24 protein-coding genes are annotated in these 21,009 nt (G+C 71.9%); 14 read left to right on the top strand and 10 right to left on the bottom strand.

Annotation, left to right across the window (positions count from 1 at the left end; all coding sequences use genetic code 11):
- Positions 1-37 precede the first annotated feature (37 nt).
- The 3 genes from PS467_RS26050 (at position 38) to PS467_RS26040 (ending at position 1,488) form a co-directional block, all read left to right on the top strand.
- Positions 38-538, top strand: a complete 501-nt coding sequence (locus tag PS467_RS26050) for a MarR family winged helix-turn-helix transcriptional regulator (protein ID WP_268974114.1) — start codon at positions 38-40, stop codon at positions 536-538.
- Between the two features lie 114 nt (positions 539-652).
- Positions 653-1,240 (top strand): sigma factor-like helix-turn-helix DNA-binding protein, encoded by a 588-nt coding sequence (locus tag PS467_RS26045; RefSeq protein ID WP_311037275.1) that lies wholly within the window; start codon positions 653-655, stop codon positions 1,238-1,240.
- Positions 1,237-1,488, top strand: a complete 252-nt coding sequence (locus PS467_RS26040; RefSeq protein ID WP_311037274.1) for a hypothetical protein — start codon at positions 1,237-1,239, stop codon at positions 1,486-1,488. Before PS467_RS26045 ends, PS467_RS26040 begins: the two co-directional genes overlap by 4 nt.
- Positions 1,489-1,867: 379 nt before the next feature.
- On the opposite strand, the gene PS467_RS26035 is transcribed toward PS467_RS26040, so the two are convergent.
- Positions 1,868-3,031 carry a cystathionine gamma-synthase gene (locus PS467_RS26035; protein ID WP_311037273.1) on the bottom strand — a complete coding sequence of 388 codons (1,164 nt, stop codon included), beginning with the start codon at positions 3,029-3,031 and terminating at the stop codon, positions 1,868-1,870.
- Between the two features lie 104 nt (positions 3,032-3,135).
- On the opposite strand from PS467_RS26035, the gene PS467_RS26030 reads away from it, so the two are divergent.
- The 4 genes from PS467_RS26030 to PS467_RS26015 all read left to right on the top strand — a co-directional run bounded on the left by PS467_RS26030 (position 3,136) and on the right by PS467_RS26015 (position 6,062).
- The gene (locus PS467_RS26030; RefSeq protein ID WP_311037272.1) at positions 3,136-4,233 is read left to right on the top strand and encodes a hypothetical protein; all 1,098 of its coding nucleotides are present in this window, start codon (positions 3,136-3,138) and stop codon (positions 4,231-4,233) included.
- 135 nt (positions 4,234-4,368) lie between these two features.
- Positions 4,369-5,028 carry a peptide-methionine (S)-S-oxide reductase MsrA gene (msrA, locus tag PS467_RS26025; protein WP_311037271.1) on the top strand — a complete coding sequence of 220 codons (660 nt, stop codon included), beginning with the start codon at positions 4,369-4,371 and terminating at the stop codon, positions 5,026-5,028.
- A 258-nt stretch (positions 5,029-5,286) separates the two neighbouring features.
- On the top strand, positions 5,287-5,640 hold the full coding sequence (locus PS467_RS26020) for a DUF6247 family protein (protein WP_311037270.1): 354 nt from the start codon (positions 5,287-5,289) through the stop codon (positions 5,638-5,640).
- Positions 5,637-6,062: a hypothetical protein gene (locus PS467_RS26015; RefSeq protein WP_311037269.1), complete on the top strand. Its 426-nt coding sequence runs from the start codon at positions 5,637-5,639 to the stop codon at positions 6,060-6,062. Before PS467_RS26020 ends, PS467_RS26015 begins: the two co-directional genes overlap by 4 nt.
- Here PS467_RS26015 and PS467_RS26010 read toward each other — a convergent pair.
- On the bottom strand, positions 6,040-6,624 hold the full coding sequence (locus PS467_RS26010; RefSeq protein WP_311037268.1) for a TetR/AcrR family transcriptional regulator: 585 nt from the start codon (positions 6,622-6,624) through the stop codon (positions 6,040-6,042). The two genes, PS467_RS26015 and PS467_RS26010, sit on opposite strands and share 23 nt — an antisense overlap.
- A 138-nt stretch (positions 6,625-6,762) precedes the next feature.
- Between PS467_RS26010 and PS467_RS26005 the strand changes: the two genes are divergently transcribed.
- Together PS467_RS26005 and PS467_RS26000 are read left to right on the top strand one after the other, a co-directional pair.
- A complete protein-coding gene (locus PS467_RS26005) occupies positions 6,763-7,680 on the top strand; it encodes an alpha/beta hydrolase family protein (protein WP_311037267.1) in 918 nt (305 codons plus the stop codon).
- Between the two features lie 76 nt (positions 7,681-7,756).
- Entirely contained in the window at positions 7,757-8,578 is an 822-nt protein-coding gene (locus tag PS467_RS26000; protein ID WP_311037266.1) for an SMI1/KNR4 family protein, read from the top strand.
- 64 nt (positions 8,579-8,642) lie between these two features.
- Here PS467_RS26000 and PS467_RS25995 read toward each other — a convergent pair whose 3' ends face one another.
- The gene (locus PS467_RS25995) at positions 8,643-9,767 is read right to left on the bottom strand and encodes an FAD-dependent oxidoreductase (protein ID WP_311037265.1); all 1,125 of its coding nucleotides are present in this window, start codon (positions 9,765-9,767) and stop codon (positions 8,643-8,645) included.
- A 132-nt stretch (positions 9,768-9,899) separates the two neighbouring features.
- On the opposite strand from PS467_RS25995, the gene PS467_RS25990 reads away from it, so the two are divergent.
- The 3 genes from PS467_RS25990 (at position 9,900) to PS467_RS25980 (ending at position 12,114) form a co-directional block, all read left to right on the top strand.
- Positions 9,900-10,742 carry a TetR family transcriptional regulator gene (locus tag PS467_RS25990; protein ID WP_311037264.1) on the top strand — a complete coding sequence of 281 codons (843 nt, stop codon included), beginning with the start codon at positions 9,900-9,902 and terminating at the stop codon, positions 10,740-10,742.
- A 384-nt stretch (positions 10,743-11,126) separates the two neighbouring features.
- Entirely contained in the window at positions 11,127-11,675 is a 549-nt protein-coding gene (locus tag PS467_RS25985) for an RICIN domain-containing protein (protein WP_311037263.1), read from the top strand.
- A 148-nt stretch (positions 11,676-11,823) separates the two neighbouring features.
- Positions 11,824-12,114 (top strand): hypothetical protein, encoded by a 291-nt coding sequence (locus tag PS467_RS25980; protein WP_311037262.1) that lies wholly within the window; start codon positions 11,824-11,826, stop codon positions 12,112-12,114.
- A 47-nt stretch (positions 12,115-12,161) separates the two neighbouring features.
- Here PS467_RS25980 and PS467_RS25975 read toward each other — a convergent pair whose 3' ends face one another.
- On the bottom strand, positions 12,162-12,572 hold the full coding sequence (locus PS467_RS25975) for a cytochrome P450 (RefSeq protein ID WP_311039959.1): 411 nt from the start codon (positions 12,570-12,572) through the stop codon (positions 12,162-12,164).
- 143 nt (positions 12,573-12,715) lie between these two features.
- Positions 12,716-13,591, bottom strand: a complete 876-nt coding sequence (locus PS467_RS25970; RefSeq protein ID WP_311037261.1) for a class I SAM-dependent methyltransferase — start codon at positions 13,589-13,591, stop codon at positions 12,716-12,718.
- Between the two features lie 47 nt (positions 13,592-13,638).
- Here PS467_RS25970 and PS467_RS25965 point away from each other — a divergent pair, with 47 nt between their 5' ends.
- Positions 13,639-14,232: a helix-turn-helix domain-containing protein gene (locus PS467_RS25965; protein ID WP_311037260.1), complete on the top strand. Its 594-nt coding sequence runs from the start codon at positions 13,639-13,641 to the stop codon at positions 14,230-14,232.
- A 55-nt stretch (positions 14,233-14,287) separates the two neighbouring features.
- Here the strand turns inward: PS467_RS25965 and PS467_RS25960 are convergent, their stop codons facing one another.
- From PS467_RS25960 to PS467_RS25945, 4 genes are read right to left on the bottom strand one after another with little or no spacing between them, the layout of a single operon-like run.
- Complete coding sequence (locus PS467_RS25960) at positions 14,288-14,902, bottom strand: GTP-binding protein (RefSeq protein ID WP_311037259.1); 615 nt, start codon at positions 14,900-14,902, stop codon at positions 14,288-14,290.
- Positions 14,850-15,365, bottom strand: a complete 516-nt coding sequence (locus PS467_RS25955) for a DUF742 domain-containing protein (RefSeq protein ID WP_311037258.1) — start codon at positions 15,363-15,365, stop codon at positions 14,850-14,852. The genes PS467_RS25960 and PS467_RS25955 overlap by 53 nt, the downstream gene beginning before the upstream one ends.
- 33 nt (positions 15,366-15,398) lie before the next feature.
- Positions 15,399-15,869 carry a roadblock/LC7 domain-containing protein gene (locus PS467_RS25950; protein ID WP_268974091.1) on the bottom strand — a complete coding sequence of 157 codons (471 nt, stop codon included), beginning with the start codon at positions 15,867-15,869 and terminating at the stop codon, positions 15,399-15,401.
- Entirely contained in the window at positions 15,850-18,228 is a 2,379-nt protein-coding gene (locus PS467_RS25945) for a sensor histidine kinase (protein ID WP_432280758.1), read from the bottom strand. The genes PS467_RS25950 and PS467_RS25945 overlap by 20 nt, the downstream gene beginning before the upstream one ends.
- 585 nt (positions 18,229-18,813) lie before the next feature.
- On the opposite strand from PS467_RS25945, the gene PS467_RS25940 reads away from it, so the two are divergent.
- The gene (locus tag PS467_RS25940; protein ID WP_311037256.1) at positions 18,814-19,953 is read left to right on the top strand and encodes a substrate-binding domain-containing protein; all 1,140 of its coding nucleotides are present in this window, start codon (positions 18,814-18,816) and stop codon (positions 19,951-19,953) included.
- Positions 19,954-20,051: 98 nt separating this feature from the next.
- Here PS467_RS25940 and PS467_RS25935 read toward each other — a convergent pair whose 3' ends face one another.
- Positions 20,052-20,897, bottom strand: a complete 846-nt coding sequence (locus PS467_RS25935; protein WP_311037255.1) for a calcium-binding protein — start codon at positions 20,895-20,897, stop codon at positions 20,052-20,054.
- Positions 20,898-21,009: the final 112 nt, after the last annotated feature.

Genomic DNA, 21,009 nt, shown 5'->3' with positions numbered 1-21,009 from the left:
CATCCCACAGACCACCGCATGAAGTGAGCCCCAGGCCATGCCCTCCCATTCGGACATGACGACTCAACTCGACACAGGCGTACTGGATACCCTCCAACACCAGGTCGCCGTCTTCGCCCGCCGTGCGGAACAGACCCGGCTCGGCGGCGTCGGCCAGGCCCGCAACTCCATGGACCGAGCCGCGTATCTGCTGCTCAACCGGCTCGACCAAGAAGGCCCCATGGGGGTCAAGGCGCTCGCGGGGAGCATGGGCATCGACTCATCCACCGTGACCCGCCAGGTCGCCCCGCTGGTCGACTCCGGCATGGTCAAGCGCACCTCGCACCCGGAGGACGGCCGCGCGGTCGTGCTTCAGCTGTCCCCGCGCGGCAAGGCCCGGCTGGAGGAAGTGCGCTCCTCCCGGCGCGATTTGATGGCCCGCGTGACCGAGGAGTGGACGGCGGAGGAGCGCGATGTCTTCTGCGATCTGCTGACCCGTTTCAACATCTCCCTCGCCGCCGCGGTCACCGCGGTGCCTCAGGCGACGCCCGCCACCTGAGGACACCCCGCCCGAAGGGGGACCTGTCCAAGGGGAGCCGGGGCAGACCGTGAGCAGACCTCTTGACCGGGCGCCCGTGCCTGCCGTGTCCTAAAAGAACGGGAGGCGGAGGGCGTGGTACGAGAGCGGCGGGCAGCACGGGAGGACCGCCGGGCCCGGGAGTTCGACACATTCGTCGCGGGCGCGGGGGGCCGGTTGCTGCACGCGGCCACACTGCTCACCGGGGAACCGACGGGGGACACCGAAGCCGCCGAGCGCCTGCTGACCATCGCGCTCGCGCGCACGTACGCCCGCTGGGACCGGCTGCGCGGCGAGGATCCGTACGACCACACCCGTCAGGCACTGGCCGCCCTCTTCGCCCACCGAGGCCACCACTACCGCCGCCCGCGCGGCGGCATCCTGGCCCGGCTCACCCCGCAGGAGCGGCTGGTGCTGGTGCTGCGGCTGTACGAGGGGGTCGCGGAGGAACAGACGGCGGCCGCGCTCGGCCTCCCGGTCGAACGGGTCCGGGCGATCTGCACCCGCGCGATGGCGACGATGCGCAGCGCGCCACCCCGACGTGGCACGACCGGAACGCCGCCGCCCGGCGGAACGTCGCCGCCCGGCGGAACACCGCCATCCACCGGAATGCCCCCGTCCAACGGAATGCCCCCGGCCAACGGCCGCCGGACGGCCACCGGCGCGGCCGGAGCCGCGCCATGAGCCTTCCGGACCGCAAGGAGAACGAGGTCCGCCGGATGCTGGAAGGCCCGCATCCGGCGCTGCCACCGGACCTGGCGGACCGGGCCGCCGAACGGGGCCGGCGGCTCCTCCGCCGCCACCGGGTGCTGCGCACCGTCGGCTGGCTGCTGCTGCTCGCCGCGGCCGTCGCCTTCGGCGTCTGGGCGGCGATCGTCGAACCGTGGACCGCGCCACCCACCGACACCACCCCTCCCCTCGAGGGTTGGTGAACGCTCAAGGGGCGGTCGAGGGGGCGGCGAACGCTCAACGGCCGGGGAACGCCTCCCCGGGCGCCCCGGACCAAGCGAACCATGCGGCCCAAGCGGGCCGACCAGACGGACAGGCGACCCAGGCGAGCCAGACGGACCAAACACACCAGACGGACCGGGCGGCCCAAGCGAACCAGGCGGACCAGGCGGGGCAGAAGCGATGCAGGCCAAGCGAGTCAGGCGGCCGAAGCACGCCAGACGGGACCGACGCGCCATACAGGCCAACCGAGTCAGGCGGCCCAGGCGGGCCGACCAGACGGACCAGGCGACCCAAGCGAGCCAGACGGACGAACCACACCAGACGGACCAGGCCGCCCAAGCCAGCCAGGCGGCCCAGACCTCAGCCCAGCGCCTGGGTCAGATCCATCAGCAGATCGTCGATCGCCTCGATACCGACCGACAGCCGTACGAGATCGGCCGGCACCTCCAGGGCCGAGCCCGCCGCCGAGGCGTGCGTCATCCGCCCCGGGTGCTCGATCAGCGACTCGACGCCGCCGAGGGACTCCCCGAGCGTGAACAGCCGCGCCCGGTCGCACACCTCGACCGCCGCCTGCTCGCCGCCCGCGACCCGGAAGGACACCATGCCGCCGAAGGCCCGCATCTGCTTGGCCGCGGTCTCGTGGCCCGCGTGCTCCGGCAGCCCCGGGTAGTAGACCTGGGTGACCTTGGGGTGCGCGGCGAGCATCTCCGCGATCCGCGTGGCGTTCGCGCTGTGCCGGTCCATGCGGACGGCGAGGGTCTTGATGCCGCGCATCACCAGCCAGGCGTCGAGGGGCCCGGCGATGGCGCCCATCGCGTTCTGGTGGAAGGCGAGTTCGTCCCCGAGAGCGCTGTCGGAGACCACCAGCGCACCGCCGACGACGTCCGAATGTCCGCCCATGTACTTGGTGGTGGAGTGCACCACGATGTCGGCGCCGAGCGCGAGCGGCTGCTGGAGGTAGGGGCTGGCGAAGGTGTTGTCCACCACCAGCCGGGCCCCCGCGGTGCGGGCGACGTCGGCGACGGCGGCGATGTCGGTGATGCCGAGCAGCGGATTGCTCGGGGTCTCCACCCAGATCACCTTCGTCCGGGGGCGGAGCGCGGCCCGTACCGCCGCCGGGTCGGAGGTGTCGGCGACCGACCACTCCACGCCCCAGCGCTCCGCGACCTTGGAGAACAGGCGGAACGTACCGCCGTACGCGTCGTCCGGGATGACGACGTGGTCGCCGGGGACCAGCAGCGTGCGCAGCAGGCAGTCCTCGGCGGCCAGGCCGGAGGCGAAGGCGAGGCCGCGGCGGCCGCCCTCCAGCGCCGCCAGGTTCTCCTCGAGGGCGGTGCGGGTGGGGTTCGCGGAACGGCTGTACTCGTAACCGCCCCGCAAGCCCCCCACCCCGTCCTGCTTGTAGGTGGAGACCTGGTAGATCGGGGGCACGACGGCGCCGGTGAGCGGGTCCGCCTCCTGGCCCGCGTGGATGGCGAGCGTCTCGAAACTCTGGGGGTGACCCTGGGGGTGCTGGTGGCTCATGGGGCCGAGCGTAACGCCCGCCGTGCCCGTCCAGGGCTCATGCGGCCGACGGGGCGCATAGGCTGGACCACAAGCCGTCACGGGACTTCACACGGGGACACCTCATGGAGCTTCTGATCTTCCTCATCGCCATCGTCATGATCGGCGGGCTGATCGTCGTACCCGCCGTACGGCGGCTGCGCGGGGGCCGCGAGGCCGTGCAGGGGGCGGTGCGCGCCTCGGACCCGCAGGAGTACGGCTTCGTACCGCGCGAGCGGCTGGACGTCCGGCTGCCCGGCCCCGACCAGCAGTTGATCGACACGCTGGAGGAGGTCCAGGCGCGGCAGGACTGGCAGCCGGCCGCGCGCCTGCTCGCGCTCACCGAGACCACCTCGGAGCTGCGCTGGCAGCGGGTGCAGACGCTGGCCGGGGCGGCGGCCTTCGAACTCGCCCAGGCCCCCGGCCAGGGCGGGATGTGGCTGCGCACCTGGCGGGTGGCGGCCCCGGAGGACCCGGGCGCGGCGGCGGTGCAGGCGGAGTTCCTGGTCCGCCAGGCGCTGCGCGACCCGTCCTCCCAAGACTTCCGGATGATCCTGGAGGAGGCCCGGGACGTCTGCCGGGAGGCGGCCCGGCTGGCCCCGGACGACCCGGTGCCGCACATCATCGAGCTCGCCGTCGCCCGCGGTCTGGCCTACCGGCAGGCCGACTTCGAGGAGCTGTGGTCCCAGGTCACCCAGCGCGCCCCGCACCACATGGGCGCGCACCTCGCCGCCCTCCACTACTGGTGCGAGAAGTGGCACGGCTCCCAGGACCGCGCCGACGCCTTCACCCACGCGGCCGCCGCGTCGGCCCCCGAGAAGAGCCTCCTCCCCGCCCTGCCGCTCTTCGGCGTCTTCGAGCACCTGCCGGAGGCCAACCTCGTGCGCACCCTCTACCGGAGCGAGGTGGTCACGAAGGCGATCGAGGGCGCGCTCTTCGCCGTCCGCCAGGCCCCCGCCCACCACCCGGTCCTGCCGCACGTCCGCCATCTGCTGGTCTTCTTCCTGGTCCGGGCGGAGCGGTACGCGGAGGCGCTGGAGCAGCTGCGCCACGTGGACGGCCATGTGGGCGCGGTCCCGTGGTCGTACGGGGCGGACCCGGCGGCCGAGTACACGGCCTACCGGGCGCTCGCGGTCGCGGGCTGGGAGGGCGGCGGCGGCACCCCGGCGACGCTGCCGCGCTGAGCGGCGAGGCGGCCGCGGCCGCTGAGCACCGTCGGCATCGGCACCACCCCGGGGCCGGGGCGGAATGCCAACCCCCCGAATCCCGTTATACGCAACGCACCCGCCAGCCAGCCGGATCCGCATGGGAGCCCCGTGATGTTGTTCAGCCGCCACAAGAACCACCTCCCCACCCCCGAGGAGGCGCTGAAGGGCCGCCCCGAACCGGGCTTCCCCCTCCCCGACCGCCACACGGTCCTGGGCAACCCGCTGGCCGGCCCGTACCCGGAGGGCCTGGTCGTCGCCGACTTCGGCCTGGGCTGCTTCTGGGGCGCGGAGCGCAAGTTCTGGCAGGCCCCGGGCGTGTGGACCACCCTCGTCGGCTACCAGGGCGGCCACACCGAGAACCCCACCTACGAGGAGGTCTGCTCCGGCCTCACCGCCCACACCGAGGCCGTCCGGGTCGTCTTCGACCCGACCGTCACCTCCTACGGCGCCCTCCTGAAGCTCTTCTGGGAGTCCCACGACCCCACCCAGGGCTTCCGCCAGGGCAATGACGTCGGCACCCAGTACCGCTCGGCGATCTACACCCACTCCCCCGAGCAGCAGTCCGAGGCCGAAGCCTCCCGCACCGCCTACCAGTCCGTCCTCACCGGCTCCGGCTACGGCCAGATCACCACCGAAATCCTCCCCGCGGGCCCCTTCTACTACGCGGAGGCATATCACCAGCAGTACCTGGACAAGAACCCGGCGGGCTACTGCGGCATCGGCGGGACCGGGGTCGCTTGCCCGATCGGCATCGCGGGATTCTCCGCGTAGGGGCCATAGGGAACTGCGCGGATCCGGGAGATCAGGCACGACGGTTGGATCTCCCGGAGCTACTGGCTCGGCTGTCCGGCCTGCTACGACTGCCCCGGCCAGGTCCTGTGGCACGCGGCCCCGGCTCCGTCCCGAGTGCTCGGGCGCTGTCCCCGCCAGGGGCCGAGGTGACGCGCCCTCACTCGTTCGGGCGATGCGATCGGGCTCGCACTCGATACGCTGCTCCCAGGGATCAGCATCTCGCCCATGGGAGCAGCAATGACCACCTCCGCCGCTGGGCAGCCACTCATCCCTCAGCCGCCTGCCACTGTCACGGCCCTTCGCCAGGCCGTCGCGCAGATCGCCCCCGCCGCCCTTCCCGCCTTCACGCGGGAGCTGGATCAGGCCGCCGACCAGTCCCGGCAGGCTTCCGACCTGGCCCCTCTCCAGCGGTTCATCGCCCAGTGGGCCGTCTACGTCCACATTCAGCGGCAGCCGGATATCGCGAAAGAGCTCCGTCGCTGGGAGGACACTGCCCAGACAGGCGACGCGACGCAGGCCCGACGCGCCGCGTCCGCAATCGGCAAGATCCTGGACGACGCACACGCCGCGCTCGGGTTCCCACCTCGATGAGCGTCGGCTGGCGCTGGGAGTACGACCCCGATCACGCGCACGTGGCAGGCGGCATCCCCGCTCACGTGGTGACCGAAGTGGAGCGTCTGGCCGAGCAACTGGTCGACCTGGCCGGCATGGGCGTCGATGTCAGCGACTACGGCAACGGCCCGCGGACAGGGGGGATACGCCGCATGGACGCGGCAGGCGGCTATTTCTTCTTCCTGGTGGCACCACGAGACCAGCTGATCGTGGTCGTCCGCATCATGCCACCGTTCCAAGACCTCTGGACGGGCGCCGGCAGCGCAGGCTCGGCGGCACGGGCGTCAAGCCAAGGGAGCCGTCCGAGGGCGGCTCATGTCCCATCTCCCCATCGCGGCCGTCTTCCTGTGGTCCGTCCGATGGCCCGAACGAAAGTCCCTAGGTTCGCGCGAGGCCGGTGAGGAGCAGGTCGATCATGTGGCGGGCCTGGTAGTCGGGGAAGGTGCCGACCCCGATGCACAGGTTGCCGATGGCGAGCATGAGGTCGTAGGCCCGTACGTCCGCGCGGGTGTGGCCGGCGGCGGCGGACGTCGTCAGCAACTGGTCCAGTACGGGCAGCAGGCGCTCGACGAACTCGGCGTGCAGGCTCTCGAATCCGGGCTGGTCCGAGCGCATCGCCCCGGCCAGGCCGTGCTTGGTCACCAGGAAGTCGGCGAACTGGTGGACCCACAGCCGCAGGGCCTCGTACGGGGTGTCGGCGGCGGGGGGAGTGTGCGCGGCGGCGGCGAGCGCGTCGAGTTGGTGCCGGAAGACCGCGACCACCAGGTCCGCCCGGGTGGGGAAGTGGCGGTAGATGGTGCCCATGCCGAGGCCGGACTCGGCGGCGATCTCCCGGACGGGGGCGTCCACCCCCGCGCGGACGAACACGGCCGCGGCGGCGTCCAGGAGCATCTGCTCGTTCCGGCGGACGTCGGATCGCTTACGTCGGCCGGTGGCGGACGTCGATGTTTCGTCCGTGGGCATCAAGGACACCTCCTGCTTGCAAAGCGGAACGACGCTCCGTATTGTGGCGGATGATGCGGAGCAACGCTCCGTTTTTCCAGTATGGCAGCCCACCGCGCCGCACGGGCCCCGACGCCCGTCCAGAAAGGTCTTCACCTCATGTACGACACCACCACGGCCACCCCCGCCACCCCGACCGTCGCCGTCCGGCCGGTCGCCCTCCCCGCCCCCGGCCGGGGCCAGGACCTGCACGTACGGGTTACGGCGCCGACGGCCGGACGCGACCTGCCCGTCGTCCTCTTCTCGCACGGCGCGACCCTGACCATGGACGACTACGCGCCCCTGGCCGACTTCTGGGCCTCCCACGGGTTCGTCGTCGTGCAGCCGACCCATCTCGACGCGCTGGGCCTGCCGCCCGACGACCCGCGCACTCCGCACATCTGGCGGATCAGGACCGACGATCTGACCTGCGTCCTGGATCACCTCGGCACCATCGAAGCCGAGGTGCCGGGGCTGGCCGGACGCGTCGACCACGACCGCGTCGCGGTCGCCGGGCACTCGTGGGGCGCGCAAACCGCCAGCACACTCGTGGGCGCACGGGTCATCGACGCCGACGGCACGCCCGGTGAGAGCATGGCCGACCCCCGCGTCAGCGCGGCCGTGCTGCTCTGTCTGCCCGGTACCGGCGGCGCCGACCTGAGCGCGCTCGCCGCCGAGTACTTCCCGTTCATGAGCCCGGACTTCGCCGGACTGAAGACGCCGAGCCTGGTGGTCGCCGGCGACCGGGACCAGTCCCCACTGACGGTGCGCGGCCCGGACTGGTTCACCGACGGCTACCGCCTGAGTCCGGGTGCCACCGATCTGCTGACGCTGTTCGGCGCGGAACACGGACTCGGCGGCATCCAGGGCTCCCACGACACGCGGACCACCGACGAGAGCCCCGAACGCGTCGCCCTCGTCCAGCGCGCCACCCTGGCCTATCTGCGGACCGCACTGGGCCTCGACGACGCGTGGCCCACCGCCCGTCGCGCCCTGACCGCGGCCGGTGAACCGCTGGGGAGGGTCGACTCGAAGTGACCGGCCCCCGCCCGCGGCGTGATCCACACGACAGACCGCGCGTCCGGTGTCAGTGCGGTGCGCTTCACTGTCCGCCATGGAGCTCACGCAAGCGACCGTGAACGACCTGCTGGCCCAGCTCGGCCCGGGGGACGGCCATATGTACCTGCCGAGCGACGTGGTCCCGCAGGCTCTGACCGACCTGCTCGTCGGCAGGTACGGCGCCCCGCGCACCCTCGTCCTCGACGGTTTCACCGATCCGACGGCCGACGATTCCAGGGGCGCGGCTCTGCTCGTTCCCTTCGAGGGCCGGGCCGTGAAGATGCGGGCGTGGGCGTACGGGGATCAGTGGGTCGGCACGGGTACGGCGCGAGACGCCGAAGGGGTCGAGCGGCCGGTCCTGGTGGTCGCTCGCCGGGAGGTGCCAGAACCTTTGGCGGTCGTTCCGGACGAGGACGAAGACGCCGACGCCGACGTCGACGTCGACTGGGTGGAGCGGCTCATGCGGATCACCGGCTGGACGCAGCCCGCCCAGCGGCCGGACGTGTGCTGGGCGGAGGTGGAGTCGCGTCTGGGCACCGCGCTGCCGAGCGACTACAAGCGCATGGTCGAGACGTTCGGCGTGGGCGCCTTCGATGGATACCTGGACCTGAACCAGGAGCCGTGGACGCATCTCAGGGAGGACGGGCTGCTCGTCTGGGCGGGCACGGAGCACGAGGACCTGTACTGCTGGAGGGCCGACGGCGACGACGCCGACCGTTGGCCCGTGGTGGTCCGGTCCTTCGACGGCGAGGACGTCCCCTTCGGCTGCCAGGCCGCAGAGTTCGTCTGCCGCATCCTCATCGACCCGCACCACCGGTTCACGATGGCCCGCTATTTCGACACCCACTGGTTCATGAACTACCGGGAGAGCGACTGACCGGCCCACGCCGCCAATGGCCTCCGCAGCCAGGCTTTGACTTGGCAGGCGCGGGAATGCCCGGCTACGGGTGGCCGGTGAACGCGGTGACCAGGCTGTGGGGTGCGTTCTCGCCGAACATGAGCTCGTAGCCTTGGGCCCCTTCGGCGGCGGCTTCGGTACTGCGGGGGAACATGGCCTGTTCGTACTCGGTGAGGGCGGCCTCGGGGGCGTCGGGGTGCGCGGCGAGGGCCGTGCCGAGTTCGGCGCCGTCGAGCATGGCCAGGTTGGCGCCTTCGCCGTTCGGGGCCGAGAGGTGGGCGGCGTCGCCGACCAGCGTCACTCCGGGCACCCGGTCCCACCGGTGCCCGATCGGCAGGGCGTTGAGGAGACGCAGGACCGGCGCGGTGTCGCTGTCGGTGATCAGTGCGGTGAGCTCCGGCGCCCAGCCGTCGAATTCCCGCGCGATCCGCGCGGTGGCCGCGGCGGCATCGGTGACATCGATGGTCGCGAACCAGTCCCGCGGCTTGGTGAGCGCCACATAGGTGTGCAGGGTTTCGCCCTTTTCCCGATGGGCCTGGATTCCCTTGCCCGGTGCGAGCGCGAGCATCGACCCGCCGCCGACCGCCTTCGCGGCGGCCGGGTGTCGGGTGTCGCTGTCGAACAGCCAGGTCTCGACGAACGACCGGCCGACGTACTCGGGTGTGGCGGTGGAGAGCAGCGGCCGGACCCGTGACCACGCGCCGTCCGCGCCGACCAGCAGGCTGGTGACGACGGTGCCGCCGTCGGCGAACGTCACCTCGTGGCGGCCCTCGCCGAGGGCACGGACGCCGCTGACCTTGTGGCCCCACCGGACGGTGCCGGCCGGGAGCGAGTCGAGCAGCATCTGGCGTAGTTCGCCGCGCTGCACCTCGGGGCGTCCGCCCGTGCCGTCGTCGGGTTGGTCGAACAGGACGGTGCCGTTCCGGTCGAGGATCCGCATGGCCTGGCGGCCCTCCAGGATGAGGCCGCGGAACTCGTCCAGCAGGCCGGCCGCCCGCAGGGCCAGTTGGCCGTTCTCCTCGTGGATGTCGAGCATCCCGCCCTGCGCACGTGCCGTGGGCGAGGGTTCCGCCTCGTAGACCGTGGCCGGGATGCCGTGGACGTGGAGGACGCGGGCGAGGGTGAGGCCGCCGAGTCCGGCGCCGATGACCGTGACGGGAGTGCGCATCTGAATCCTTCGGGATCGAGGCCGCCCGGACCGTCGGTGGGGTGGTCCGGCCGGCACTCTCTGGTACGCCGTTCCAATGTTGGAACGGCGCTCCATATTGGAACGGTGCTCCAGACGTGTCAAGATGACCGCATGGCAACGCGGACGCGCCGGTCACAGCGGCGCACAGAGGCGCTCTCCCGCGAGCGCATCGTCGAGACCGCCATCGAGCTGCTCGACACGGCCGGTGAGAGCGGGCTGACGTTCCGGGCGCTGACCGAGCGCCTCGCCACTGGGCCCGGGGCGGTCTATTGGCATGTGGCGAACAAGGGCGAGCTGCTCGGCGCCGCCACCGACGCCGTCGTCGCCGCCGCTCTGGCCGCCGAGCCGGCCGCGTCCGGCGGGTCCGGCGAGTCTGCCGGGTCCGCCGAGCCCGCAGGGTCGGCCGGGTCTGCCGCGTCCGCCGAGCCCGCCGCGTCCGCCGAGCCCGCCGCGTCCGCCGGGTCCGCGGACTCACCGCAGGACGGGATCCGCGCCGTCGCGCTCGGCCTGTTCGACGCGATCGAGGAACACCCGTGGCTCGCCACACAGCTCGCGACGCAGCTCTCCCGCAGCCTCTGGGCGACGGTGGCGCCGCGGATCTTCGAAAGCATCGGTCGCCGGATCCGCGCGCTCGACGTGCCCGAGAGCAGCTGGTTCGCGGCGACCTCGGCGTTGATGCACTACATCCTCGGCGCCGCGGGCCAGAACGCCGCGAACGCCGCGAGCGCCCGCACGCTCGGGCCCGACGTGGACCGCGCCCGGTTCCTCGATGCCGCGTCGACGGCATGGGAAGAACTCGACCCCGACGACTACCCGTTCACCCGGACCGTCGCGGACCAGCTGCGCGGGCACGACGACCGCGAGCAGTTCCTCGCCGGGATCGATCTCATCCTCGCCGGGATCACCGCTCTCCCCCGGCCCGGTGACGAGGCGCGCACCCCACCCGCCACCTGAGCCGGGTGAGGCCCCCGGCCGTCGGCCGCCGGCGCGTGAACTCCAACCGGCCCTCGACCCGCAGCACCCACATATGGCCCGCGGCAGAGGTCACCCGGTCAGCGCGCGGCGGCCATGCAACTCATGCCCCACCGGAATCGCACCCGCTGACGGCTGGCGCGGCCGCTTTCCCGTGGAGCCGGGCTACCCCCATCGCACGGAGCAGTCGAGTCCGTCGCGTGGCACCCGCCATCCGCGCACCATGCCCGCTCGGGGTTCGGATCGCGGAGGTGGCAACTGCTGCTCGTGGACCACTGCCGACGCCCATGTGGAACTCGAGCACGGGCGAGGATCCTAGGTGCTCCCGCCTCAGAGGCGGACAGACTCCGATGGGGAGGAGACGCTATGCCCACCGTTCGGTACGTCCGGCAGGCAGCGCTCGGCACGACGTCACTGCTGGCCCTGGCCCTCACCGGCCTGACCGCGCATCCGGCCGGCGCCGCGGAACCAGCAGACGCCGCCGCCAATCAGACCGTCATCATCCACACCGTGAAGACTCCCAGCCTGGTCCTCGACCTGCAGGGCGGCTCGGCGAATCCTGGTACCCCCGTGATTCTGTACAACGCCCACGGCGGGGCCAACCAGAGGTGGGAGATGGTGCCCGTCCAGGGTGACTGGTTCCAGCTTCGCAACGTGGCCAGCGGCACCTGCCTGGCCAACGGCAACCACAGCGTGGCAAACGGCCATAAGCTGACCGGCTACGGCTGCAACAGCACCTATGAAGACCAGCTGTGGAGTCGCGTCGGAGTCGAGAACGGCGACCAGTTCCTCCTGATCAACAAGTACAGCGGCAAGTGTATGGACCAGACCACCACCGGCCAGCAGAACACGCAGGTCACCCAGTGGCGCTGTCACGGGCTCGTACACCAGCGCTGGACCGCCGAGACCGTCTGACACCCCGTGAGATCAGCTGCCCCGGCCATGACCGCCGGGGCAGCACCATGCACGGCGCTGCCCCGGCTCTCGACCGCGCGTGCCCTCGGCGGAGCCCCCGCCGGTACGATCGGCACAGCATGTGAACCGGTTCTCCAGGGGGCAGGCCATGTCCGAGTCGACCGTGTCCGGCCGAAGTGACTCACCCGCCGTCGCGCTGGGACCCACCGCGCTGGTCCTCGGCGTCTTCTCCGCCCTGGGTGCGTGGGTGCCCTCGTTGGTGCTCGTCACCCTGCCGTGGGCGATCCTCGCCGGGGCCCTCGCCGTCGCGCTCGGCGCGATGGGTGTCCACCACGCCCGTCGCGGCACCGGGCGGCTGTGGGCCGCCGTCGCGGGAACGGCCCTCGGCGCCATCGGATGCGCCGGGACCACCGCTCTCCTCTTCGCCCTCGGCGCCTGAGCCGACGCGCACAGCCAGAGGTTCGTCCTCGCGCTCGTCCTCCCCCGCTACCACACCACCGGGACCTGCTCGAAGCCGTCCGTGAGCAGCCCCTCGCGCCGCACCAGTTCGGCCGACGGGATCGCCAGGGCGAGACCGGGCAGCCGCTCCAGCAGGATCTCCAGGGTGACCTGGAGTTCGGTACGGGCCAGTGCCTGGCCGAGGCAGTAGTGCGAGCCGGCGCCGAAGGAGAGGTGCCGGTTGGGGGAACGGCTCAGGTCCAGTTCGTCCGGGTCGGGGAACATCCGCTCGTCGCGGTTGGCGGCGTCGATGACCGACAGGGTCCTACTGCCCTTCGGGATCACCTCGCCGCCCAGTTCGACGTCCTCCGTGAGGTAGCGCGGCATGCCCGGACCCCGGTTGACGTCGAAGCGCAGCAGCTCCTCGACGGCCGTGCGGATCAGCGACCGGTCGTCCAGCAGCCGCTGCCAGCGGGCGGAGCGGTCGTCGAGCAGGACCGGGACGAGCCTCGCGATCGCGCTGGATGTCGTGCGGCGAGCAGTTATGCACCGCTCAGGGCCGAAGTCAAAGCGGCGTCAGGTTCTGTCGCGGGAAGGCCGGTTCATGGGCGTCGGGCCGCCCAGAGCGTCCTCTCGACGCGGACGTGGAGGTCGTCGCGTCGCAGGACGCCGTCGGGGGCGTCGTTGTCGATGAGGTGGTCGAGCGTGGCCAGGTCGTCGGCGCTCAGCGCCCCGGCCAGATGGGAACGCGCGCGTCGCAGAGTGGCCTGGGCGTAGCGGCCGGTGGCCTCCGGCAGCGGAGGGCGCAGGTCGATGGAGAAGGGGCGCTCCGCCTCGATGGTGAATCCGGCGCGGGAGATACGAGGACCCCAGTCGGAGCCCAGGTGCGGTAGGTGCTCGGCGCGCGCTTCGGCCATCGCGGCATGACAGCGGGCTTCGAGTCCGGGGCGCCCTCGGCCGACGTCGTCGGGCAGGAAGCGCGGGAAACCGGCTATCTCGATCACCGCCAGAAGTCCGCCGGGGCGCAGCGACCGGAAGATCTCGCGCAAGCCTCGGTCGGGATCGGCCAGGTGGTGGACGGACGCCGAGGCCCATACCAGGTCCACGGTGTCCAGGGCCGGCCACGCGCCGTCCAGATCCGCCTGGACGGTGCGGACCCGGTGCTCCACGCCGCGTTCCCGGGCCTTGTCCCGCAGGTGGTCCATGAGCTCAGGGGATCGGTCGACGGCGATCACCTCGGCGTCCGCGAAGCGCTGGAGCAGGGCGAAGGTGCCGGCGCCGGTGCCGCTGCCCAGGTCGAGGATGCGGTGGGGTGGCCGGTCGGGGCTCAGCCGCGCCAGGTCGGACGTCACGTCGGACAGGAATGTGTGCAGGACTTCGGCGTCGAGGTCCAGGAGTGCGGCCATGGCCGAGTCGTCCGGTTCGGTCACGCCGTGGTTGTGGTGGTGGTCGTCGTGGCTGTGGTGGTGGTCCGTCATGCTTCGACCTTACGAGGCCGTTTCCGTTACGGCATACGCTCTTGCGTATGACGCAAGAGGACAGTGTTCTCGACGGCCTGGTCCGCAAGCGCATCAGGGGGCTGCGTTCGGCCTTGGGCTGGTCGCTCGACGAACTGGCCGCCCGCTGCTATCTGAGTCCGTCCACGCTGAGCCGTATCGAGACGGGACATCGGCGGATCAGTCTTGATCAGTTGAGTGCGATAGCGCGAGCGCTGGGGACCACTCTGGATCAGCTGGTGGAGTCGGCCGACGACGGTGACGTGATCATCCGGCCGCAGCATGACACGGCGCGCGGGCTGACCGCCTGGATGCTGAACCGGCAGCCCGGGGTCGTCGTGGCCAAGATGCGCCTGACCAAGCCGGCCCCGACGCTTGCCGATGCGCTGAGGGTCCATCCCGGCTGGGACTGGTTCACCGTCTTGTCCGGAACCGTCGTCCTCGTCCTGGGGGACCGCAGGATTCTCGTCGAGACCGGCCAGGCGGCGGAGTTCTCCACCATGGTCCCCCACGCCTTCGGGGCTCACGACGGGCCGGCCGAGGCGCTGGGCATCTTCGACCAGGAGGGGCGTCGCACCCATCTGCGGCCGCTGTCGGACGGGGAGGGAGAGCGTCCGGGGTGAGCCTGCTGAGCCGGTCGAGCTGGTTGGTGAGCTGGTTGAGTCTCCGTTCGTCGCGTCAGGCCGGGTCGGCGGACTGGGCGCGGGAGAGGGCCACGTCGAGGACGACCAGGAGCGCGTCGCGGACCGAGCCCGTCTCGCGGGCGTCGAAGACGATCAGGGGGACGGGGTCGGAGATGTCCAGCGCCCACCGCACCTCGTCGAGGTCGTGCCGGACCTCCCCGTCGAAGGCGTTGACGGCCACGGCGAAGGGGATGCCCTTGTGCTCGAAGTAGTCCACCGCCGCGTAGCAGTCGTCCAGCCGGCGGGTGTCCACGATCACCAGACCGCCGAGGGCGCCTTCGACCACGTCGTCCCACATGAAGCCGAAGCGTTCCTGGCCCGGCGTGCCGAACAGGTAGAGCTTCAGCGTCGGGTCGATGGTGATGACGCCGAAGTCCATGGCGACCGTGGTGGTGGTCTTGCCGGGGGTGTGCGTGAGGTCGTCCACGCCCGCCGCGACCTCCGTGATCACCGCCTCCGTGGTCAGCGGCCGGATCTCGGAGATCGAGCCCACGGCCGTGGTCTTGCCGACCCCGAAGCCACCGGCGATGACCAGTTTGACCGGCAGCGGCGGTTGATCAGCCGCTGTCGCGGAGTGAGCCCCGTGAGTCGGGGACGGCACGGAGACCATCGATAACCCTTCGCAGTACGGAGATGTCGTGGACCGTCCCGGCCTCCGGGACGTGGACGGCCAGGTGTCCGGCGGTGCAGAGGTCCTCCGTCAGGACGCGGACCACGTTGAGGTGCAGGCGCAGCCGGGCGGCCAGCTCCGCCACCGACTGGGGGCGTCGGCAGGCGGCGACGATGTCGCGGCGTTCGAAGGTGAGCGACCGCAGGGCGGACAGCCCGTCCGACGTCGCCACGATCTGGGTCTCGACCGGGAGCGGTGGCGCGGTGCCGCTCCCGGACACCCGGCCGGCCGTCAGCAGGAACGGGCGGATGGCGGGAGCGCGGCCCACGGGCGGCTCAAGCGGCTCGGACCGTTCCGGGGCGTCCCGGGCGCTGTCCGCCGCCTCGTGCGGTTCCGCTTCGTACGGTGCCGACTCGTGCGGTGGCGGTGCCGACTCGTGCGGTCCTGGTTCACCAGCGACCATCTCGACCCCCTTCTGAGTGCGCCGCGTGTCCCGTCAGCCGGCGGACCCGGCGGTTCTCTTCAGCTCCATGACGAGCTGGGGGGTGAGCGCGGCCCCGGCCCGGTTGGCGAAGAGGGTCATCTCGTACGCGACGTTGCCCAGCTTCGCCTCCTTGGTGGTCACCACACCCATGACGGCACCGCAGCCGATGGACGACACCAGCACATGGCCGCCCTCCAGATCGATGATGACCTTGTTGAGGCCGCCGAGGCCGTAGTTGCCGGAAGCCCCGGCGGCCAGACTCGTGACACCGGACACGATCGCGGCCAGCCGCTCGGAGTCGGCCCGCTCGCTCAGCTGCGAGACGGCGATCAGCAGACCGTCGGAGGACACCGCGATGGCGTCGACGACCCCGGCGGTCTCGGTGGCGAACCGGTCGAGCAGCCAGGTGAAGTCGGCCGCGGCGGCTCGCAGATCGGTGGATTCCCGCTCAGTGGAACCGTTCTTATCCGTCGGCGTGGTCACTTCCCGACTCCTTCCGGGGTCGCTGCTGTGTCGGTGGTACGGGTTGGGCCTGGGTGGCGGCGCTGTCCTGCTCCGCCCTGCGTACGGCGGCCTCGAACTCGTCGAGTTCGGCGCGGACCGCCTTGGCGTCGACCGGCCGGCGTGCGGCCGGGATCGCCCGGTCGGCCGGTGAGGTGGTCCTGTCGAGCGTCGCGCCCCGGACGCGGCGGCGCAGCGGGCGGGAGGCGGATGCGGAGGGGGATGCGGAGGCGGCCGGGTCGTTCGCCGGGCCGGCCGCCGACTCGGGACTCGTACGGGCCGCCGACTCCGGGCTCGTACGGGCCGCCGCCGGGACGCGCCGGGGCAGACCGGCCTCCGTCGTCGGCGCCGCCCGGCGTCCCGTCGAGACCAACGCCGACGCCACACCCGCACCCGACGCCGACACCGAGGCCGGTTCCGGTGCCAACTCCGGCACCGACGCCGGTACGGGTGCCGGTGCCGGTTCCTCCAGCGGGCTCAGCGTCAGCAGCAGGGTCGCGGGAATCCAGACGCTGCCGGTGACCCCGCCGCCCGGCGTACGGCTCAGGGTGACCCGGATGCCCCAGCGCCGGGCCAGGCTTCCGACCACGAAGAGGCCGAGCACCTTGGTCGGTACGAGGTCGAGCCGTTCGCGGCGCACCAGCCGGGCGTTCTCCTCGTCGAGGCGTTCCGCGCTCATGCCGAGGCCGTGGTCGATGACCTCGATCAGCGCACCGCCGTCCGCGCTGACGTCGGTGCCGGGCCGGACGACGACCTCGACGGGGCTGTCGGACGGGGAGAACCCGACCGCGTTCTCCAGCAGTTCGGCGAGCATCAGCGTGAGGTCGCCGACGATGTCGGGAGCGACGGTGACCTCGGTCCCGGATCGCAGGGACACCCGCTGGTACCCCTCGATCCGGCCGAGCGCCGCCCGGATGACATTGGCCAGGGTGGTCGGCCGGGCGTCCAGCTCGGTCTCCCGGATTCCGGCGAGCAGCATCAGGCTGTCGGCGTTGCGCTGGAGGCGTACGGCGATGTGGTCGATGCGGTAGAGCCGCTCCAGGACGTCGGGGGCGGTCTCCTCGCGTTCGAGGGCGTCGATCAGGCTGAGCTGGCGGGTGGTCAGGTTGCTGACCCGGCGGCCGACGTTGCCGAACATCTCGCCGACGTTGCGGCGGCTGAGCACCTGGCGTTCCAGCAGCGCCGCGGCGGTGACCTGCACCTGGTTGAACGCCTCGGCCAGGGCGCCGATCTCGTCGCGCACCGGGACGGGGATCGGCCGGGGGCGCAGCGGGGTGCTGTCGGTGGCCTCGGCCGGGTCGTCCTCCTCGACCTTGGCGAGTTCCTCGCCCGCCACCTCGACCACCTGGTGGGCGGCGCCGGTCAGGGCCGCCAGGGGGCGGACGACCGAGCGCCGCACCAGGATGGAGAAGCCCAGCCAGACGGCGAAGGCGAGGAGGGCGAGGGCGAGCAGGGCCAGCGCCTTGTGCAGGGCGTCCTGGGAACGGCTCTCGGCCCGGTCGGCGATCTGGTCGATCAGCGCGCGGGTGATCTCCAGGCGGGCCTCGGCCTGCCGCGTGCCCGCGGCCATCGACGCGCGCAGCTGCCGCGGCGACCGGCCCTGGAGGGAGCTCGGGTCGATCCGGAGCTCGGCGAACCGGTCCTCGAAGCCGTTCTCCTCGGCGTTGCGCTCGATGCCCTCGAGGCGCAGGACCTGGTCGGGTTCGGCGATTCTGGCGAAACGTGCCGACTGCTCCTCGTAGACCTGGTGGGCGCCGACCGCGCGGGTGTACTCGGTGAGGGCGTTGGCGTCCCGGGTCTCGGCCGAGAACACCGCGCCCTCGAAGGCGGCGTGGGCGGCGTCGGCGCGCAGCACGGCGTCGACCAGCTCGACGACGGAGGACAGCGGGGTGCCGGAGAAGTGGTCGAGTCCGATGCCGTCGATGAGATAGCCGACGGCGGCGGCGTACGCGGGGTCGATACCGGCCGTGGACACCGAGCCCCGTTCGACCTTGTCCCGCAGCACGCTCAGGCGCTGGACGTATTGCAGGGCCCGCGCCTCGTCCTCCGGCAGATCCGATCCGAACGCGGAACGCACGGCGGCGGCCCGCTCATCGGTGGCCCGCTGGGCCCGGCGGTAGTCGGCGGTCGAGGGGAGGGTGGCCCCGGGGCGGACCGAGTCCTGCTGGACGGAGAGCAGCAGCGCCTGCCGGTGTTCGGCCTGGAGTTCGTTGATCAGCCGGGCGACCTGGCCGCTGTCGCGCACCAGTTGGGCGGTCCGGGCGGCGTCGTGGGCCTGCCGCACCTCACCGTGCACGGCGAGGCCGAGGAGCGTTCCGACGACCGCGAGCGGCACGATCACCAGGACGTTGAGCTTCCGCCGGAACGGCCAGCGGTCGAGCAGGGCACCGAGGGCGTCCGCCTTGCGACGGGCCCTCGGACGCGGCGGCGCGTCCCCGGACGGGTCCTGTTCGTGCGGTGGGTCCGCCGTGTCCACAGACACCCAGGTCCTCCTTCGATGTGCTCCTGAGCGGTGACCGAGGTGTTGGTGTTGGCGTTGATGCCGGTTCGTGCCGGAACGCAGGCGATGGGATTGCGCCACATACCCGACCGGCCGTGAACACTACCGTCTGCGCGCATACGCGCAAGGGATGCCCTCGCAACGACCACGGAAAATCCACGCTTCGCCGGGTTTAAGGTCAGCTCCGCGTCGCCCGGTGGCTCGCCGGCCGCTCAGCCGGTGTCCGGGACGGGGGCGGCCCGGTGTTCAGGGGAGTGGAGCCCGAAGGGGACATATGGTCTGGCTTGTTCACGACTGTGCACGGCGGGTGCCGTACGTGCCGGAGGGGGCTGCCCCACGGGGCCCCGCCGGCCGTAACCTGTCCCCCTCCGTACCCCCGTGCCCCGCCCCCCACGTGCCCCGCCCCCGTGCCCTGCGAGGAGACCCGTGCACCCCACCCGCAAGGCGGCCCTGACGGCCATCGCGCTGCTGGCCGTGGCCACCGCCGGCTGCGAACCCGGCGCCACCGGCACCGCGTCCCACCGGTCCTCCGCCGCGCCCGGCTGTCCCGCCGCCCTGGCCCGCGCCAAGCAGGCGGTCAAGAAAGCGGAGGCCGTCGACGCCCCCTGGACGGGGCCCACCACCGGGCCCGAGGCGGCCGGTTCCGGCAAGAGCGTCGTCTTCATCGCCCATGACCTCTCCAACCCCGGCCCCGCCGGAGTCGCCCAGGGCGCCCAGGAAGCCGCGAAGCTCCTCGGGTGGAACGTCCGCACCCTCAACGGCCAGGGCACGGACGCCGGTTACCGCTCCGCGTTCCAGCGCGCCGTCGACCTCAAGCCGGATGGCATCGTCCTCGCCGGTTTCGACTCCGGGAGCGTCGCGGCCGAGGTCAAGAAGGCCAAGGCGGCGGGCATTACGCTGATCGGCTGGCATGCCGCCCCGGCCCCCGGCCCCGGTGGCGATCCCAAGCTCTTCACCAACGTCTCCACCAGGGTCGAGGACGTCGGGAAGACCACCGCCGACTGGATCATCGCCCGGTCCAACGGCCGGGCCGGGGTCGTCCTGTTCACCGACGCCACGGTCGCCTTCGCGAAGCACAAGTCCGACCTGATCGAGAAGGGGCTCGCCGCCTGCCCCGACGTGAAGGTGCTGAGCTACCGGAACGTCCCGATCCCCGAGGTCAACCGCCGCGCCGCCGGGGAAGTCCGCGCACTGCTCGCCCGCTTCGGCGACAAGTGGACCTACTCGGCCGCCATCAACGACCTGTACTTCGGCCACATCGACTCGGCCCTGCGCGCGGCGGGCAAGGACGGCGCGGGCGCCCCGTACAACATCGGCGCCGGTGACGGCGATCCGTCGGCCTTCCAGCGCGTCAACGGCGAGCGCTACCAGGCGGCCACGGTGCCCGAGCCCCTCACCGAACAGGGCTGGCAGATCATCGACGAGTTCAACCGCGCCTTCTCGTCCGAGCCCGCCAGCGGATACGTCTCCCCCGTCCACATCACCACCGCCGCCAACAGCGGCGGCGCGCTGTCCTGGGACTCGGAGGGCTATCGGCAGGCGTACCGCAAGATCTGGGGGAAGTAGGCGTCCGGGGGGACGGGCGCCACGGGGACGGTGCGCGGGCGCACAGGCGTACGGGGACGCTGTGCGGGCGCCCGTCCCCCGGCACGTGGGGTGGCCGGTCAGTCCTGGTGGACCTCGTTGCTGCCCGGACCGCCGGAGAGGGTGTCGTCGCCCTCGCCGCCCCACAGCACGTCATTGCCGCTGTTGCCCCAGAGCGTGTCGTTGCCCTGCTCGCCGAACAGCTGGTCGTCGCCCTTGCCGCCGTAGAGGGTGTCCCCGCCCTCGCCGCCGTGCAGGACGTCGTTGCCGTCGTCCCCCCAGAGGATGTTGTCCTCGCCGTTTCCGCTGAGCGTGTCGTTCCCGGCGTCGCCGTGGCATTCGCCGGTGCAGTTGGTGATGGTGTCGTCGCCCTCGCCGCCGTAGGCGCCGAAGCTCATGATCCCGCCGCCACCGTCGATGGTGTCGTCGCCGTCCTCGCCCCAGAACACGTCGGCCGCGGAGCCCTGGAGGACGTCGTCGCCGGCGCCGCCATGCACTCCGGCGTACGCCGAACTGTCGGCGCCGAGCTTCACGGTGTCGTCGCCGTCACCGAGGTCGATATCGTAACTGTCCGAGTCATCGGAATTCTGCGGAATGAGGACCGCGCACTGCACAGTGGTGTGATCGTCCGCCGAGGGGTAGACACACTCGTTCCACTCCGCGGCCTGCGCGTCGATGGTGATGTCATTGTCGTCGTGGAAGGTGAGGATGAAGTATTCCTCGTAATCCCCACGGCTCTCGATCTTCTCGGAGACCGTGAGGTGGTTCGTCTGTCCGGCGGCGGCCTTGTACCACAGCTCACCGTCCTGGCGCACGAGGGAGCCGCTGGTCGTCGCGGCCGCCTGGGCGGCGGGCGCCGCGAGCGCGGCTCCGCCCAGGGCGAGAGCGAGGGTGGCGGTGGCCGCCATGGTCCGGTGCATACGCATGGGGGGTGTCCTTTCGTGGAAACAGCGTCGAACAGACCGGCGGGAAGTGCCGGCTCCGTCGCCGTCATCGCGGACGGCGAATTGCCGCATTGAACGACCCGTTAGACCGCGA

It is taken from the genome of Streptomyces luomodiensis (assembly GCF_031679605.1).
GTDB classification, from domain to species: domain Bacteria; phylum Actinomycetota; class Actinomycetes; order Streptomycetales; family Streptomycetaceae; genus Streptomyces; species Streptomyces luomodiensis.
Note: the sequence above shows the minus strand (reverse complement) of the source record. Positions and strands in the feature narration are given on the sequence as shown.